The following is a 17,456-nucleotide window of genomic DNA, read 5'->3' on the forward strand; positions in this document are numbered from 1 at the left end:
TTATGCATCTTCGATCTGGCTTTTTCAAGCTGCTCCTCTGTTGCACCATAGTCCTTCAACACCGGCTTTATTGTATTAAAATCACGATCTACTGCGATTCTTAGATCCTTTGCATCCTGTTCTATTTGAGACGGGTTATTTCGCCCCCCATAAGTTGCACTGAACTTCTGATGAATTTCCGCTGGGATGATAATAGCCGCAACATCTTTTGCATATCTGCTAACTGACCTTCAGTAAGCCTCGGATTTAATCTTTTCAAATAAGCCTTAACAGCCGCAGCCGAAGGCATATGATCCGCATGTGTTCCATTTCTTAGCCTGCCCGCAAAATTTCTATACAAATCCACTTCAAACAATTTCACCGGCGGTTTACTCAAATACACATACACCGGCGGCATATTCGGAATGGGGAATACCAGAATATAATCGCGGAAATCCTTCTCTTCCGGCATCGGCAACGATTCAATATCGCTGCCTACTTTAATCCGGGATCGGCAACACGGTTATTTGCGACGGAATAAACGGCTGTTCTTCATTCCCGGTATGCGCTGGAACCTGAAACTCCTGCTCGTTCGGCGTCCATAAAATTGTCGGCCGGGTTTCTCCCGGCTCCCAGAACTCGTAATTACCGGTGGTCCGATTCAGCGTCATCATGCGAACCGGCACTTTATCCAGGCCGCCTTCCGGGCTGACGTGATAGCCCTGAACCGTCATCCTGCCGCTTTTTTCATCTCTGATCCAGCGAAAACGTACACGAGTTGGTGCTTTACCGTACTGTTCCGCTATCTGTCTCAGGCGATACGGATCTAAGTAATCCTCTTCCCCCTGATTTAAAGACGGTGAATAAAACAGCCCCATTAACCCAACCGTTACCGGATTCGGTGCCGCCAGCCAGCGTCCAGCACTGATAGCGCCACCACCAATGTAACGCATCACCAGTGTCTCGCCATCTGCTACCGCGCTACGGGCAGTGGCGGCCACAGCGGTAGCAGCCGCTTCGGCATTATCTTTCCCACTACGAAACCACCGCTTATACCACGGTTATTTTTTATCCTGCGGCTTATCCGGTTCTGGCGGGTGTTTCTTGTCCTGCGGAGGTGGTTCAGGCTCTTGCGCCGTGACTGGAGTAGGAGATGACGGCACCTGATATATCGCCATTCTGCCAAAATTATCTGCCGGTTCAGGTTCAGTTCCAGCATCGGTACACCCTTTACCCCGCTGGCAGGACTTCGTAAATACCGGTATCGGCGGCGGAGGTGTCGGCGTTACAGGCGGCTTTGGCTGAATACTACCCGCTTCCTTTGTCGGCGAGGAGAAACTCTGCATCACTATATGCTCGCCCATTGAATGTCATGGTGTGGTCACCGGTAATAATCTGACCGCCGCAAGTTGTTTTATCACCAACGAGCAGGAAATATCCTATTGCCATCTATTCACTTCTCCATTGATTCACCTTATGAAGAGTGGCTCTAATTGAAATCATCATCATGTTATTGCCACTTATAGATTAATAAGCGTTCAATAGTGCAATGAATTTTAATTAAAAATATATAGGAATATTCTGAAATTTAGATAAATGTGGTGGATTAACGCCCGCAATTCACCATGAATTACAACAACTTTACACAATTAATTAACAATTATGAGAATCACGAATAAATTGAATATCCGTTCAAAGTGCTGACCGAAAGACCAACACTTTGTCAATCATCTGTAAAACTATTCAGGCTTCGACGAACTTCACTAGATTACTTCTAATAATTGCAGGAAGGCTATACGCCCGCACAAGCAAACATGCTTTGTTGGTGCAAACTGCGAGCAAACTGACAATTTAAGGCTAACTCTTTCCTGCTATGTCCACGAACCAGTAAAGCTTCCCAATGGTGATGATGACCAGGCACAAATCCTGTACAGGCAAATCCCGCCTGCTGCAAAATTTCTATTGCCTGAAGAGTCCCTTCTCCTACCGGCAGTTTCACATAGACCAGTTTGTGTGCCGGTAACTCCGCCACCTCTTTTACCCGCTCGGTTGTCTGCTTTTCTATCCACACTTCCAACCGACGTCCATGATTGGTTATACGGATATCTGCATCAGCCAACGCCTCTGGTTGCAGAGGCTCTTGACCAAACACTTGGGTCACCGATGTCAACCACCTTTGCCAACCGGAAGGCCAATGTAACTCTGGAAACGGCCAGCTTTGTAAAGGTAAACAACCCAGTACGATGCTTTCCGGTCGCGCCTGATCAAATGGTGATGTTACATAGTCCGGTAACAATCCCGTAGTGTGAAACCCCAGATTTTGGGCCAGACGCTGACTGTAGTTATGTGACGACACTTGCTTAATCGTGAGTATGCTTAACCCTATTTCTTTGGCCTGATCACACAAATATCGCCCAAGAGCGGTAGCAATACCCTGCCCACGCGCCTGTGGATGTACCGCAATCAACGCCAGTTCAGCGCTTAATGAGCAGCGTTCATCCCGCCACAGCGCCGCATGCCCCAACACTTGTCCATTTTGTACCGCAACGGCGGAATACCACCGTTTTGCCGCGTTATAGCGGCCAAGCATGGTGGGTAAATAGACTTCCGGGTAGACATAATCTTCGCCGTAAACAACCCGAAATAACGCACTAACACCGGTAGAATCCTCTTCCCGAAATAATCTAATTAATGGTATTTCTGGATTCATGCTCACGCTGCCTTCTCTTCAGCACCATAACCACGATGATCAACTACCCGCATCAGCTTACCGGAGCGTGGATGAGTGACCATATTTTCCAAAGCGCAGTAAGTGACCTCCATATGCAGTAATCCCTGATCACATAACTCTGCTATAGCGGGTTGCGCCGCCAACAATGTCTGATGTACTGATGTTGTAGATGGCGCCAGTGATGAATCGCCAGCTAACAAGAGTTCTATCTTATCTATGCCGCCCCGACGGCTCAGCAATAACTGCCAAGCCAGTATGCCCTCTTGCTGTTGCAGTAAACGCGCAATATGGTCAGGAAAAATGGACAGTGAGCACACCCGAACTCGGTGAGCGCTACCCGCTCGCCCCTGCAAAGCGAATTTGCGGCGCGGCTGGTCTGACGCTTCACACCAACAGGCCATGTCGCCCGTCGGATAGCGGATAACCGGCATCAGACTCCGTTGCAAGTTGGTCACAACCAATAGGCCATTTTGGCCAGGTGCCGTAATCGGCTGACCACTGGCTTCGTCAATGATTTCAACAATGGTTTCCGTATCAAAAACCCGATGTTCGCCGTAATAGCAATCGGGAGACGCCGCCCCAATGAGACCCGCATCAACGCTGGCGCAACCAACTGAACCAATACGCGCATTAGGAAATACGTGACTCAACAGTGTCAATTGCTCTGGAAACAGGCTTTCACCGCCGTACAACAGACGATCAATGCCGGGCATAGACTGACCGCACTGCTGCAAGGTACTGGCAAAACGTAATAGTTGCACCGTCACCCCGGCCAGAACATTAATCCCCAAGCTGACAATCGCATCGGCCAGTGCCCGATCATCAACTGACCAGGTAAACGGATATTCCACCACCGGCACCGGCGAATAGGACAAGGCGCCGTGAATAAATAATAAACTGGTATACAAATCACCAGCCACAAACAGATTAGCAACACGGTCACCAGGCTGTAATTGCTGTGCAAGCCCTTGACCAAATGCGCGTACAAAAGCACGCCATTCGCTACAACTGAACACCGACATCCGACCATCACTGGTAGAGCCGCCGGTTTTAAACACATGACCACCGTTAACAGGGCCGGTTAACGCCGGCCAGTTTTCCAGCGATTGCGATTGCTGCCAATAGTCAGCAGGATTGATCAATGGCAGATCAGTTAGCGCCCAACCAGATCGCGGCAGATCACGATAAAGATTTTTAAAAAAAGGCGCATGATTGCGGGCGTATTCAACCAGATCGTGTAGTGATAATGTCATGATTTACCCAAAAAGTAGTATTATTGGTCTCAGAATCGGCTATCCAGCACCAGCGGCGTTTTGCCACTTTGCGGGTGACGATGGAACTGTCCAGCAGGTGTAGGGATAACTTCCAATTGAAGTAAGCCACCACTAACAACCTGGTTCATCATCTTATGTTGCAGCAGATGCACACGTACCTGATCAACATCTCCGTCGGCTAATATATGGACATAATCACAACCACTGGAGTTGTTCCCTACCAGCCACTGCACCGGAAACGGTAGCCCGGCAGATAATTCTGTTGGGTTCAGAAAAATAGAACCCACCCGTAATAACGCACCATGACGGCCTTCCAGTTTAAACCGCGGCGTTGGTAATCCGCAGGCGCAGAGACCAGGGAGCCAATAACCTAAGTCACCTATATCATAACGCTGGACCACCTGCCCTTCCCGTGCCAGAGGGGTAAACACCAGTCGACCGCTTTCCCCTGTCGGAACAGGCTGATCACTATCAAGAGCCAAGATTTCCAGCCATTGAATATCAGATAACAGATGGAACTCCCCTTCTTGGCAACAAGCACAAGCATGGCCTAACGGACCGGCATCCACGGAACCGTAAATCGCCGATTGAATTATCTGTACACCAAAACTGGACAGAAACCGACGTCGCTCTTCACCAATATGCTCACCACCGGTAAAAATTTTGCGTATCCCACCATAGGCGCGCAACGCAGCCTCTTCACATTCAAACAATCGGTGGATAGTGCTTGACATTCCCGCCAGCGTATTGATTCCCTGAGTGACAATAAAGTGCCTGATTTGGCTAAAATCATCGTTTATTGGCCCCCCCATCGGGTAATGCGGCACAGATAATTTATCCAGCACAGTGAAGAAACTCATCAGACCGCCATATAAGTTACTGCCATAAAACAAATTCATTACCCGGTCTTGGGATGGGTCCAGACCCGCTGCGAACAAACCATCTGCCGCAGCCTGCATTTGACTGTGATAATCTCGATGGCTGAAACCCGCCAACTTTGGCTCACCACTACTGCCACCGCTACGGAAAAACACCTGTGCTTTTGCCGTCATTCCGCCGCTCTGAAACTTTGCTTTATCCATCACTGGAATCCCTGCCAGTTCCGGCGGATTGGCCGACCATTTATCCAACGTGACATGGCCTGGCAGTTGTTCAGGTTTCAAACTAACGGAGACACGTCGCGCCAGCCGAGTCAATGCATAAACACCATCATGAGGTTCACCCTCATAGCCATCATGCATCGTACCTGCCTGACATATCCGGCTAACACCGGCGGCCAACAACTGGCGACTCAGCATCGGCAACTCTTTTTCTCTCGCGATCAAAGCACAACTTTGCAAATAGGCGCGCCACGGCAACAAAATCTCAACCAATTGTGCACGTGGCGCCGGACGGACTTGCAAAGTACGGTACAAAGGTGATGGGGCAAGCTCTTGACGCTGTATCCAAGCTACTCGCCAACCATTGCCCTTTTCTATCGAGCCACACAGGTCAGCAAAAGTGTGATCCAACTTCAAAAATGCCATCTGACTGCTGATTTCCGCCGCTTCCTGTATGTCTGTCTGTAAGGCTGGCCACATTGGCGCACGTCGTGCCAGTGCGGCAGCCACAGCACCAACGACTTCCCGTAAAACGTTCTCGTCAGCGCTATCTACCAACAAACACTGTGGGCTGGAACACGCTTGTTGGTCAAAACGGCAAACATCATCAGTCAATGCATCGTAATCAGCATCACTGGCAGCCATCGGCTCCAAATAAGCAAAACTGATACGATGTCCCCAATCTATCCAACGGCAACCGGGCCGTAGTTGGCTACGGATAGCGGTCAGGGCGCTATTACTGCCCCAGGCTGATACTGCATCAGCACAGGCCAGTAATTCTGATAATTGATCAGACGGCAAAGGCAACACGGATATATAAGGTGCCAACGTGCCGCTCAGGTCATGACGTAGGAATTCAGCCAGTATCTGCGCATTAAGGCCGTGGTCACTGCTACTAGGACGTAACCAGTTGACATTACCCACTAGCAAGCTCTCTAACACTGCCATAAATGGCAGCAAAGGCGCGTTGGCTGGCGTAATATGCACCACCAATCCCAACGGTTGCCAAGTTTCAAAACGGGGTTGTGTATAGTCAAAGCGACGCAGAGAAAAGGGTTGTTCTCCCAGTTCGTGCCGCAACTTTGCCTCTAAAGAATCGCGATGACAGAAGTGACGTAACGCGGTGATAGTGGCTGTATCCAGCGCAAGCTTAACAGCAACAGTATCGAGATCATCAACGAAGCGCTCAGCACACGCCAATACCTGTTGTACACTTGGGGGACAAGCCAGCGTCTCAGCCAAATTACCTTTAAGTTCCGCCAATACGCTAGCGGGCTCCAAGTCAGAGATAACCTTACCATTCACTAAATACATTTCAGGATTCCTTTATCAACTCAGAAGCGGCAATCGCACAACTGCGGCTTTTACTGGTACCGGCACGACCTAATAACTCAAACCAATCGGTAGCTAATTCACAACCACATTCAGCGGCCGGATGCAGCACCGCCAAATCGCTCACTACAATACTGTGTGCCGGGCTGGAAGTGATATAAGGTGATACCAAATGCAGAAAACCTGGCTTACCATAGGGTTGAACCGCCATGTTAGCTGTATCGCGGATATAGGTTCGGGCATAGACCGGCACATGAAAATGGTGATTTCGGCACTCAACATAAGGCACTGGATGCTCCACCGAACCGTAACCATCCCGGCACCGCTCGTCAGGAATACCCAGTTGTTCCCCCAAACGCTGATACAGTAAGGATTTTGGAATAGCTTTATCCGCGTGCGTTTTCCAACCTCCACCTAAAAAGACCAGTGACTCAGGATGCAACTGCACCGGCGGCAACCCCATTTCCTGCATCCGCTCCAGTGTGAACCACAAGAATGCCGGAAAGCCCAAGATACGCACCGGCAGCCCTTGTGCCGCAAATTCTTGTAAGGATCGGATCACACCAAAAGGATCAAACTCATTGCTTTTTCCATTGTGGCGCAATGCATAACAGGCTTGGTTTATCGGTGCATACTTACACAGATACTGATCGGTATACGCGGTTCCCAACGTAACCGTGCCGGCAGGTTCATAACTTAGCAGTAAGTAATTGCAAGGCTGCTGCGGCGTATTCCAACCGTAATACTCAAAAATCCGTTCAACCATATTTTGAGCTGCACGCATACTACGTACATCGTAACGCATACGGCTCTTTTGTCCGGTTGTCCCCGAAGAGGTCAACTCCAATGCATTCCTACCAGCGGTACTGAGCAACAACTGGCGTTTGAAATAATTAGCGAAAATAGGCGGCAAACGCGACCAATCATCCAGTTTCTCCAATCTTTCCACTTCCAGATCGTTAGCCTTCAACCACTGAGAATAACCGGGAGTATTTTCACAGTGGTACAGAGTCAACTCACGCATGGCAGCATCAAATAATTGGTCGCAAACGCTATCGACCCGATAAGGATGATCAAGCGCACAAAGGGCGTCAACATAAGCAAGAGAGGTCAAAAGTCGTCTCCAGAAATTAAAGAAAAAAGGGCATTTACTGCCCCTAAAATAATAGGTACGTTGTTTCAACCTCCGGCAAATAAATTCCGCCGAAAAAAAAATAATGACATGTTGAATACAACTCCTTAACCAAATAAAAACAGGTCACCGCTCTGATAAAACTAACATTTAATTTTGTTAATTCCTTGTAAGAAAAACAATAAAAACACAACAATTATGATTTAATAAACGCTAATGTAATAACCAATTTATATTTAATAACCTTATCGACGAATTTAGACATCATTATTTATACCCGTCATCTTTCAAGTTGCCTCTTTGTTGGCTGCACTCACTCATCCCGGTCACATAGTTATCTATGCTCCCTTGCCGTCGCGATGCATCTTGAAATCCATAGGGTATATAGTCAATATTTAACATTTAAAAAAATAGAATACTGAGATCTCCACGATATTTACGTAATTAATATTTATCATGATAATCAACAATGTTATTTCTTTATTCTCGGTCAATTTGTCCAATAGGGAAGATCTCTAAACCCAAAATAAAACCATCAAATTCAAAGGAGTAAACTTATTATTTTCAACGAGAAAACTATTTCGGGTAAAAAATCACATGATCTATTTCTATTCAATGATGAGCAATTTTCAGAATTATTTACAGCATAATAAGAAAAAAATTAACGACCTACATTTATATTATCGGTATTTACAATACCTAAAAGTAAGCAATTTTTGATATTACTAATACCAATCAATTTTTTTATCAACATAAAAATCCATCAAAAAATTAAAAATAAAAAACATATTTCTATACACATGATAGAAATTTTCTTTTATATAATTACTTTACCTATTTTACTAATCATTCATGTTAATATTTCTTTGTTAACCATTATAACTCCTGGGAAGAATAAAATATTTCAATAACAACCAAAATAAGAATTGCTAATAAGCAACATTATATATAATGATATTTCAATAAAAAACAAAAAGTTTTTATTTTTTAAATATCTAAAATATACAAAATATAACACTTAATTTTATATGAAATACCAATCTATAATACTAAAAATATAATATTTGTATTTATAACTTACAATATCCATTCTTTATTTTACAATTTAATCAAGGATTACAATATAATATTATTTATATTGTAAAAATAACAATAGAAAACTAATTAATCTATAATGCATTTCATTATTTTACATTAACTCGTGTAATAATTACATTATTTACCAAATTTATTATTTTATAAATGCAATATAAATTCCATATTATTTTAAATGGCTTTTATTTAATGAGTTTAATCGACAACCAGATATACCCGTTATCTTTCAAGTTGCCTCTTTGTTGTCTGCACTCGCTCACCCCAGTCACATAGTTTGCTATGCTCCCGGGGATTTACTCCCTTGCCGTCACGATGCATCTTGAAATCCATTGGGTATAATGATTATGACAATTTATATTTTACACAATGATATCTTAATGAAAAATTACATTGTAAAAACATTCAAAACAATATAAGACCTATACTACAGACATTATTCAGTTTAATTGAATTGAAAATTAAAATCGTATATCGCTTTAGAAAAGTTAGATCATCCAATAAAATCATTTGGTAGGCCAATATTATCAGTAAATTTAATAAATTATGTTTTATTGCATTAGAATATTCAATTCAGAAAGTATCTTACGATACCGTATAGACACAATGGATTTATTCCATCATGACACATAAGATGAAGTTTAAGTCAGTGATCCTCATTATAATGTCTACCTGACACGAAAATTCGATACACCCGATCAGTCTGGCGTCATTAATTGACACCAGATTAACCAATCCAAATTTCATATATGGATAAATATCAAAAATTATTTAACCAATAAAATAACTCACCCTTATAACAGATAACCGTACTTCCAACTAATATTTCCCGGTACGCAACTATATGTTAAATAAGGATAGATTATTTCTCCTTTTTGGCAAATTAACCTATTGGCAGAAAAAACAGCTATGAGCAATAGCAAAAGATCCTGGCGCTGTTTTTTACGATACTTGTACTCGTCTGCCTATACTTGTTACCGTTATTCGGTTGCAGCAGCACCTTTGAGCAGCATACTTCTGAATGAGATTATTCCTGCTTATCTCCTGACCCCCTGCATATCGTTGGTATCTCAGAAGAAAGATTACCCTCATGACATGGAGAAGCTGAACTTAGCATTCATCCGCTGCTAAACAGACAAAAATTTATTCCACACAACTAAAGAGGTAAGTTATGAACAACTTTAACCCCAAAACTTATCAACATACCCCCACTATCACTGTTCACGATAACCGTGGGCTGGATGTCCGTGAAATCCGTTATCACCGAGCTACCGCAGAAGAGAATGCTGACGTCCGTATTACCCGTCATCAGTATGATGCTCTCGGACACCTACGCCAAAGTATTGACCCACGCCTGTATGACGCCTGGCAGAAAGATAACTCGGTAAAACCCAATTTTCTCTGGCAGTATGATTTAACGGGCAACGTCCTACGTACAGAGAGTGTCGATGCGGGTAATACTGTCACTTTTCATGATATTGAAAACCGTCTTGTCCTGACTGTAACTGCAACGGGTGTCAAGCAGACCCGACAATATGAAGACAACTCTCTGCCCGGTCGTCTGTTATCCGTAACCGAACAAGAGCCAGAGGAAAGGGCATCCCATATCCCCGAACGTCTCATCTGGGCTGGAAACACATCGGCAGAAAAAGACCAAAATCTTGCTGGTCAGTGTGTACATCACTACGATACAGCAGGAGCGACCCAACTGAATCGAGTTTCCCTGACCGGAGCGGCTTTATCACAATCCCGTCAGCTACTGGTTGATGGTCAAGAAGCAGATTGGTTCGGGGATGATAAAAAGATCTGGGATAAGAAATTAAGTAGTGATGTATACACCACCGAAAACAAAACGGATGCTACCGGTGCTCTATTGACACAAACCGATGCCAAAGGAAACATCCAGCATCTGGCCTATAATGTGGCTGGACAATTGAAAGGCAGTCGGCTAACCGTGAAAGGCCAGAGTGAGCAGGTGATTATCAAATCCCTAACCTATTCAGCCGCAGGACAAAAACTACGCGAAGAGCACGGTAACGGTATCATCACCGAATATACTTACGAGCCGGAAACCCAGCGACTGATGAGTATCACAACCCGTCGTTCAACCGATAGCAAGGCTTTGCAAGACTTACGTTATGAATATGATCCGGTTGGCAACATAATCAGTCTCCGTAACGATGCAGAAGCGACCCGCTTCTGGCGCAATCAGAAAATGGTGCCAGAGAATATCTATACCTACGATTCCCTGTATCAGCTTATTAGCGCAACAGGACGCGAAATGGCGAATATCGGCCAGCAGAATCAGAATCTCCCCTCTACAGCACTACCTTCCGATAACAACACTTATACCAATTACACCCGTACTTATGCCTATGACCTTGGTGGCAACCTGACCCAAATCCGGCATAGCTCACCCGCGAGCCAAAACAACTACACCACAGACATAACCGTCTCGAACCGCAGCAACCGTGCGGTACTGAATACCTTAACCACTGACCCGACCAAAGTGGATGCGTTGTTTCAGGCAGGTGGTCATCAGGAGACATTACTACCGGGACAAAACCTAAACTGGAATGCACGAGGTGAACTACAACAGATGACACCGGTAAAACGGGATAACCACACCGACAGTGGCAGCGACATAGAGTGGTATCGCTATGGCAACGACGGGATGCGGCTGTTAAAAGTCAGTGAACAGCAAACGCAGAATATCCTCCGGCAACAACGAGTCGTTTACTTGTCAGGATTAGAACTACGTACAACCCAAAACGGTGCTACCACAACGGAAGAGTTGCAGATTATTACAGTGGGCGAAGCCGGTCGCGCACAAGTGCGGGTTCTACACTGGGAGAGCGGCAAACCGGAAAATATCAACAATAATCAGGTACGTTACAGTTATGACAATCTAATTGGCTCCAGCCAGCTTGAGCTAGATAGTGATGGGCAAATTATCAGTCAAGAAGAGTACTATCCATTTGGCAGTACAGCGCTATGGGCCGCAAGAAACCAGACAGAAGCCAGTTACAAAACGATCCGGTATTCTGGTAAAGAGCGGGATGCTACCGGACTGTATTATTACGGCTATCGGTATTATCAGCCGTGGGTGGGAAGATGGCTAAGTGCGGACCCGGCCGGTACTATCGATGGATTAAATCTCTATTGTATGGTGATGAATAACCCAGTTACGCTTGCAGATAATATGGGGCTCTCAAGTTTAGACTGGCTTGATCTAGCCATTGCGCAAAACAAACCTGATATTTCACCACTTTTGTATAAACAAAATCCAAGAGTTGAGCAGAGATACAAATATTTCACCAAAAGCACAGGTGAAATATTAAAAGAAACAGAAAGAAATGAGCAAAAAATAGAGGAAATGAAACAGCAAGAGCAAGATGCGAAAACACCAAATGAAGTAAAACAGAAACAAAAACAGAGAATAAAAGAATCCCAAAAAATGACATACACCAACGCAAAACTCAAAGGATATGCGGCCCATGCAGGTATTATGCATGATACTACCTATAAAGATAAATTTTTAAATCTGAGTGGTAGCTTAGGTGCAAAAAATACCTTCCCTGGTGTGCAACTTATCAGCGAAAAAGCGAAGCCCGGTTTCGAACAGTACCACCCCAATAAACTTCAAACCTCCAAACGTTGGAGGCCAAATATGGATCTTGGTAGCTATCGTGTTACTAATGAAAAAGAATTTATCGCGGGTATACAAAAAGCGTATAAAGAATCAGGCTCTGCATTACACCCACTAGTTGAACAGAGGATCAAAACACATATTAAGGAAAACAAAAACATTTTACCTAAAATGGCCGGTATTGCGGGCCTGCATGCTGAAGTACAAGCCTTAAATTATATGGTCACTGAATTTTCTAAAAATGGAGGAAATATATCAAGTCATTTGAGTCAGACCTACATATTCACACAACGACTCGTTGGTGCAACAAATCAAGATTTCCCTGCTTGTCATAATTGTTCTGGAATATTGTCTGGCATAGAAAATGTCATGACAGGAAGAGTAGAAAATTACAGAAGAATGACACGTAGATACTCTGTAGCGTAATAACTTCATCCAGGGAAAGAATATTAAAAATATTCTTTCCCATTACAGGATCAGGCGTAGACATATTGATTATGCCATTCCTACCATGTTTGCCATGAATAAAAAAACAAGATAACAAACTGTTAAAAAATATAAAAAAAGAGAGATAGAATCTTTTATTTCTTCGATATTTTCAATGTAAATTTCGAACAACCGATGGCTGACAAATCAACAGTGACTTCATGAATTTCAACATCATCAAGTCAAACCATTTTCCAATGTACAATTAACCTTCACTTAATATTCATGTAAAACATTCATGATGATATACTTTATATTCTGTATTTTCACGCTAATATAAAAATACATTATATACCCGTCATCTTTCAAGTTGCCTCTTTGTTGGCTGCACTCACTCACCCCGGTCACATCGTTATCTATGCTCCCGGGGATTCGCTCCCTTGCCGCCGCGATACATCTTGAAATCCATAGGGTATATATAATTTATGATTACTATTCATAAATGCAATTATTTCATAGGCAACAAACCATCCAGAATAGTAATAAAATACTGTAACTAACAGATCAATAAAAATCATCCAAACAAAACAATATCAAATAAAAATATATTTATTATGGTTATATTCCTATGGTAATTATTAGTTAGGCTATTGCATTTATCACAATAAAAATAGAAATATCAGAGAAACTATTGTTATTTCTATAATAATCATCCATTTTATCCATTAACCAGGAGTTGAAGATGAGAGAAACTGAAGAAAAAGAAAAAGGTGAAATGCTTGGAATTAATAATCATTATTTTTTCGTTATTAATCTTACCAATGAAAACTTAATCGGTGATGTGATTTGGAGCAGTTCTGGAAATACGAGCACTCTCAATGTTGATGGGTTACATCCAGCAACCGCTTCACTTATCCAAGAATTCTATCCAGAAAGTTGGAAAAATGATTATTGGCAATGGACGGCAAAAGGGAGAAGATATCAATTAAATTGTTATGACGATGATATCTATGTCGCTGTTGTGATTAGCGATTTTGGCATTAGTGTATTACCCACTGGCACCAGCCCGGATGCATGGAAATGGTAGCTTTTCTTCCACTTCATTATTTATGTAAGAAAAATGCATCATGTGGAAAATATCGATAGCACTCTTACATAAAAACAAGCTCGCAAGTCGACAAAACAAAGATCGTGATGGCATCACGATCTTTGTTTAATCGAATTAAAATCTTACCCTGGGAAAATTCTTGAACTTTATTATCCTCAATCACAAGCTCGCCTATGTTGTTCGTTGCCCCAGATTACCAAATTAAGTGATTTATCCTACCATTCACAATCGGCACTCTAGGGCGGATTTTTCCTAATAATCGTTCTTGTCCACTCGATCCTTTAAGGGGCTCACCCCTAATTTTTAGCAAACAAAACCGAATTTTAGCAAACCCAATAAAATCACTAAACTTTTCGAACCCTCAGCAGAAAGTCCAGATAATCATCAGAATTTACTCTATATTTGCAACTATATACTTAATAGAAAGAACAATTAAACATGTATAGGATAAATACCCATATAAATTACTCATCCGTAATCATTTATTTAGGGTAAATTATTATCAGACAATCCCTCTTTCTCACTCCATTTTTTTAGTAATAATATTCTATCTTGTATATATCTTTCAGACAATACTTCCAGTTTCTCTATTTTTCCTACTTGTAACTTAAGAAAATTATGACTGAATTCACACCAAGAAACTAAAAAGAATTCATTATTGAAAAAGACCGACAGTGGACAGGTCGTCTTCACAGTATGTGTATTATTTAAATCAAGAAAAGTTATCACTATTTTTGATTTATGGTATATCGCTCTTCTGATATCAGATAACATTAAGTTATTATTTGTAACTTTGCTGTAACCTTCTGTTTTTACAAACATTGGCGAATAATATAGTTGATCACGCTGTTCTTCAGGCAATACTGCGGCAATCTTAGATATAAAGCTATGAGCAGACTTAGCCAAAACAACATCATTCTGTTCAATAACCCACTTATTGCCCAAAACTAAGGCATCAATTTCATCCATCGTAAACATTAAAGGAGGTAACATGAATCCGGGCCGTAATATATAGCCCAAACCGGGTTCACCCTCTATATTTGCCCCCTGACTATTTAATAAAGCAATATCTCGATAAAGCGTGCGCAAGCTTACATTTAAATCACTAGCGAGTAATTTACCACTGACAGGATACCTTCTTTGTCTCAAGTATTGCAATAATACTATAAGTCTTTCGGTTCTTGACATTTCCGTACTCCTCATTTTAATAAAAATCAAATAGGAAAGGCTTTACTGAATAAATAGTATTGAGTTACTAGCCAGTTACCCAATATATACCCGTTATCTTTCAAGTTGCCTCTTTGTTGGCTTCGCTTTCTCACCCCGGTCGCATAGTTCGCTATGCTCCCGGGGATTCGCTCCCTTGCCGTCGCGATGCATCTTGAAATCCATAGGGTATAGCTATTTATTCTTAATTATCTATCATGGAACAATGGCGAGATTTCTCTATAAAACCATCAACTCGAAATCCTATATTTAATATAGCCCTCAATTGTCAGGATTGACGAAAATATTATTGCCGTCTTACATAATTACCAAAATCTGTCAAGAATAAATGTTCGATGCATTACGCCGAAACAAGGTTGAAGTAAGTGTCTAACATCATACATAGCGCAAATATTTAAAATTTTAATATACTGTTAATTAATACAAAAAATAAAATTCACACTCAACAAGATAACTTATCATAAGTAAACTTACTATGTATTAATGATATAAGAAAACACAAATATTAAAGTCAATTCTCATATTGCCAGTTAATACCTCAGCAGAAAAAGTATGGCCTTATTATTCTGACATATCGCTTCGTAATGCCTGGGAAGATGTTTTGATTTTATTACTAATGTAAAAGAGCAGCGGAACTAAAAGGCATACCCAAATAGGTCTAACCTTAACTTCTGTTGAAAAAATAAATTTCTTTAGACAAGATAAATAATCCTTAGCTTATCTTTAATTTATTTTTAATATCAGATTATTAATATCAACCGATAATATAACATAAGCACACTATTGTGTTTACTAAAGATAAAGGCAAAACCAATATTTACCCATAACAATACCTCAGTTGGTTAATAACTTTATGTTTTAGATTTGATAATTATTTTTTCTGTCAATAATAATCATCTGGATAATCTAATGAATCTGTGAAAATTTTATAACTCTATATAAGAACAGTTATTCACAGCCTGATGTTCATACTTTAACCCTATTTAACGCCCATCCCATTAGACTATTTCATTTCCCATTTTTTATAAAAAGAGTGAACCAAGACAATACTTAAACAAAAATGTTAACTTTTAAATACATGTTAGTACATCTCAAATAAGAAGAAATGCAACTCATTCTCATATACTATATACACAATGATTCTTGCATGCTGTCTACATTCACTATTAACTTACAAAATAATAGTCCACAATAATGAGTTCTAATGGAATAGGCAGTTATACCTGTTATCTTTCAAGTTAGCCTTTTTTATAGCCATTTAGCCAAAATTGTTCACTAACCCAATCTGAAACTTGTATCATATATTCGTTTATTTTATTTAAGCAAACATGAGCCTCTGATTCATAACATAATAACTTATGATTATCACCCCATAATTGATCTAATTTTTTCACTTTATCGATCGGAAATATATCATCTAACTCACCATGAACAGTAAAAACCTTGGTTTTACAAGGTAAAGAGATATCCAATTTAATTTCGTCAAAAATAGACTGCATACGACTATTATCTTGCATAAATGCAAACTGGAAATCTTCTTTAAGCCTTCTTGGCAACTTATCAAACTCTGCTATTTCAGGCCCACCGGATAAATTGACGATACAACAAAATTTATCGCCAATTCTTTGCGCAACGCGTAGAGCAAAATAACCACCAAAACTAATTCCTAAGAAACAAAGAAGATTACTATTAATTCTGGTATCATCTTCTAATAATTTAACTATAGAACTAATATATAATTCCATATCGATAGCTATTGGCGATTTTCCAAGATTTATTCCCTGTCCTGGTCCATCAAATATAGCTACCGCCATATTTTTCCCTAAGAAAAACTCGGCCAAAGATAATATTTCAATTTCAGTCATTGAATCCAATCCATTGGATAAAATAACACAAGGCAAAGGATGATTCTCTTCTTCTTTATACCCTTTAGGGAATATAAGGAAGAACGGCATATGAAATTTATCGACGACAATATATTGGTGCTCAACCAGCAAATCACTATATTTTATACTAGATAAAAAACATGAACGAATATACTCTCTGAGCTGTATCTTTCTACTCCTATCACTAAAATACATAAATTCTGCCCAATGATAACAGGCAGCGGCACTCCTCAAAGCACGAACATGACTGACTTCACTCTTAGCCGAGTTAGCGATATTAATATAGCTATCACCCACTTTTGACCAATTAATCATCCATTCATACCAAAACTCTTCAGAGGATAAGTCTAAGTTTCCCACCGGAAAATGACTCAATGCCGCAACAACATCTCCCCAATGAACTTGGGGAGCATATTGAGAATTTAGGAAAAATAGTCTTGGCATAAAATAACCACAAGTAGCAAGAAGTTCTGGCGAAATTCTATTGGGTTTATTTTTATTATTCATCTTATTTTCCTTT

8 protein-coding genes and 1 pseudogene are annotated in these 17,456 nt (G+C 41.4%); 2 read left to right on the top strand and 7 right to left on the bottom strand.

Annotated features, from left to right (window positions below; translation table 11 throughout):
• From LG003_RS16900 to LG003_RS16920, 5 genes and pseudogenes are all read right to left on the bottom strand, one after another.
• Positions 1-1,428: pseudogene (locus LG003_RS16900) on the bottom strand (S-type pyocin domain-containing protein); the annotation flags it as partial.
• Positions 1,429-1,771: 343 nt separating this feature from the next.
• Positions 1,772-2,689 (bottom strand): GNAT family N-acetyltransferase, encoded by a 918-nt coding sequence (locus LG003_RS16905; protein WP_262981222.1) that lies wholly within the window; start codon positions 2,687-2,689, stop codon positions 1,772-1,774.
• Between the two features lie 2 nt (positions 2,690-2,691).
• A complete protein-coding gene (locus LG003_RS16910; RefSeq protein WP_262981223.1) occupies positions 2,692-3,963 on the bottom strand; it encodes a phenylacetate--CoA ligase family protein in 1,272 nt (423 codons plus the stop codon).
• Positions 3,964-3,992: 29 nt separating this feature from the next.
• Positions 3,993-6,398: an acyl-CoA reductase gene (locus LG003_RS16915; protein WP_262981224.1), complete on the bottom strand. Its 2,406-nt coding sequence runs from the start codon at positions 6,396-6,398 to the stop codon at positions 3,993-3,995.
• A gap of 1 nt (position 6,399) precedes the next feature.
• Entirely contained in the window at positions 6,400-7,530 is a 1,131-nt protein-coding gene (locus tag LG003_RS16920) for a LuxE/PaaK family acyltransferase (RefSeq protein WP_112878030.1), read from the bottom strand.
• A 2,281-nt stretch (positions 7,531-9,811) separates the two neighbouring features.
• Here LG003_RS16920 and LG003_RS16925 point away from each other — a divergent pair.
• Both LG003_RS16925 and LG003_RS16930 read left to right on the top strand, forming a co-directional pair.
• Positions 9,812-12,715 (top strand): RHS repeat-associated core domain-containing protein, encoded by a 2,904-nt coding sequence (locus LG003_RS16925; protein ID WP_262981225.1) that lies wholly within the window; start codon positions 9,812-9,814, stop codon positions 12,713-12,715.
• A gap of 742 nt (positions 12,716-13,457) precedes the next feature.
• The gene (locus LG003_RS16930) at positions 13,458-13,802 is read left to right on the top strand and encodes a hypothetical protein (RefSeq protein WP_112878032.1); all 345 of its coding nucleotides are present in this window, start codon (positions 13,458-13,460) and stop codon (positions 13,800-13,802) included.
• 507 nt (positions 13,803-14,309) lie between these two features.
• Here the strand turns inward: LG003_RS16930 and LG003_RS16935 are convergent.
• Both LG003_RS16935 and LG003_RS16940 read right to left on the bottom strand, forming a co-directional pair.
• Positions 14,310-15,011, bottom strand: coding sequence for a helix-turn-helix transcriptional regulator (locus LG003_RS16935; RefSeq protein WP_158537774.1), 702 nt, complete (start codon positions 15,009-15,011; stop codon positions 14,310-14,312).
• Positions 15,012-16,288: 1,277 nt separating this feature from the next.
• On the bottom strand, positions 16,289-17,443 hold the full coding sequence (locus tag LG003_RS16940) for an alpha/beta hydrolase family protein (RefSeq protein ID WP_112878034.1): 1,155 nt from the start codon (positions 17,441-17,443) through the stop codon (positions 16,289-16,291).
• Between the last annotated feature and the right edge of the window lie 13 nt (positions 17,444-17,456).

This window comes from Photorhabdus kleinii (genome assembly GCF_025384885.1).
GTDB lineage: Bacteria > Pseudomonadota > Gammaproteobacteria > Enterobacterales > Enterobacteriaceae > Photorhabdus > Photorhabdus kayaii.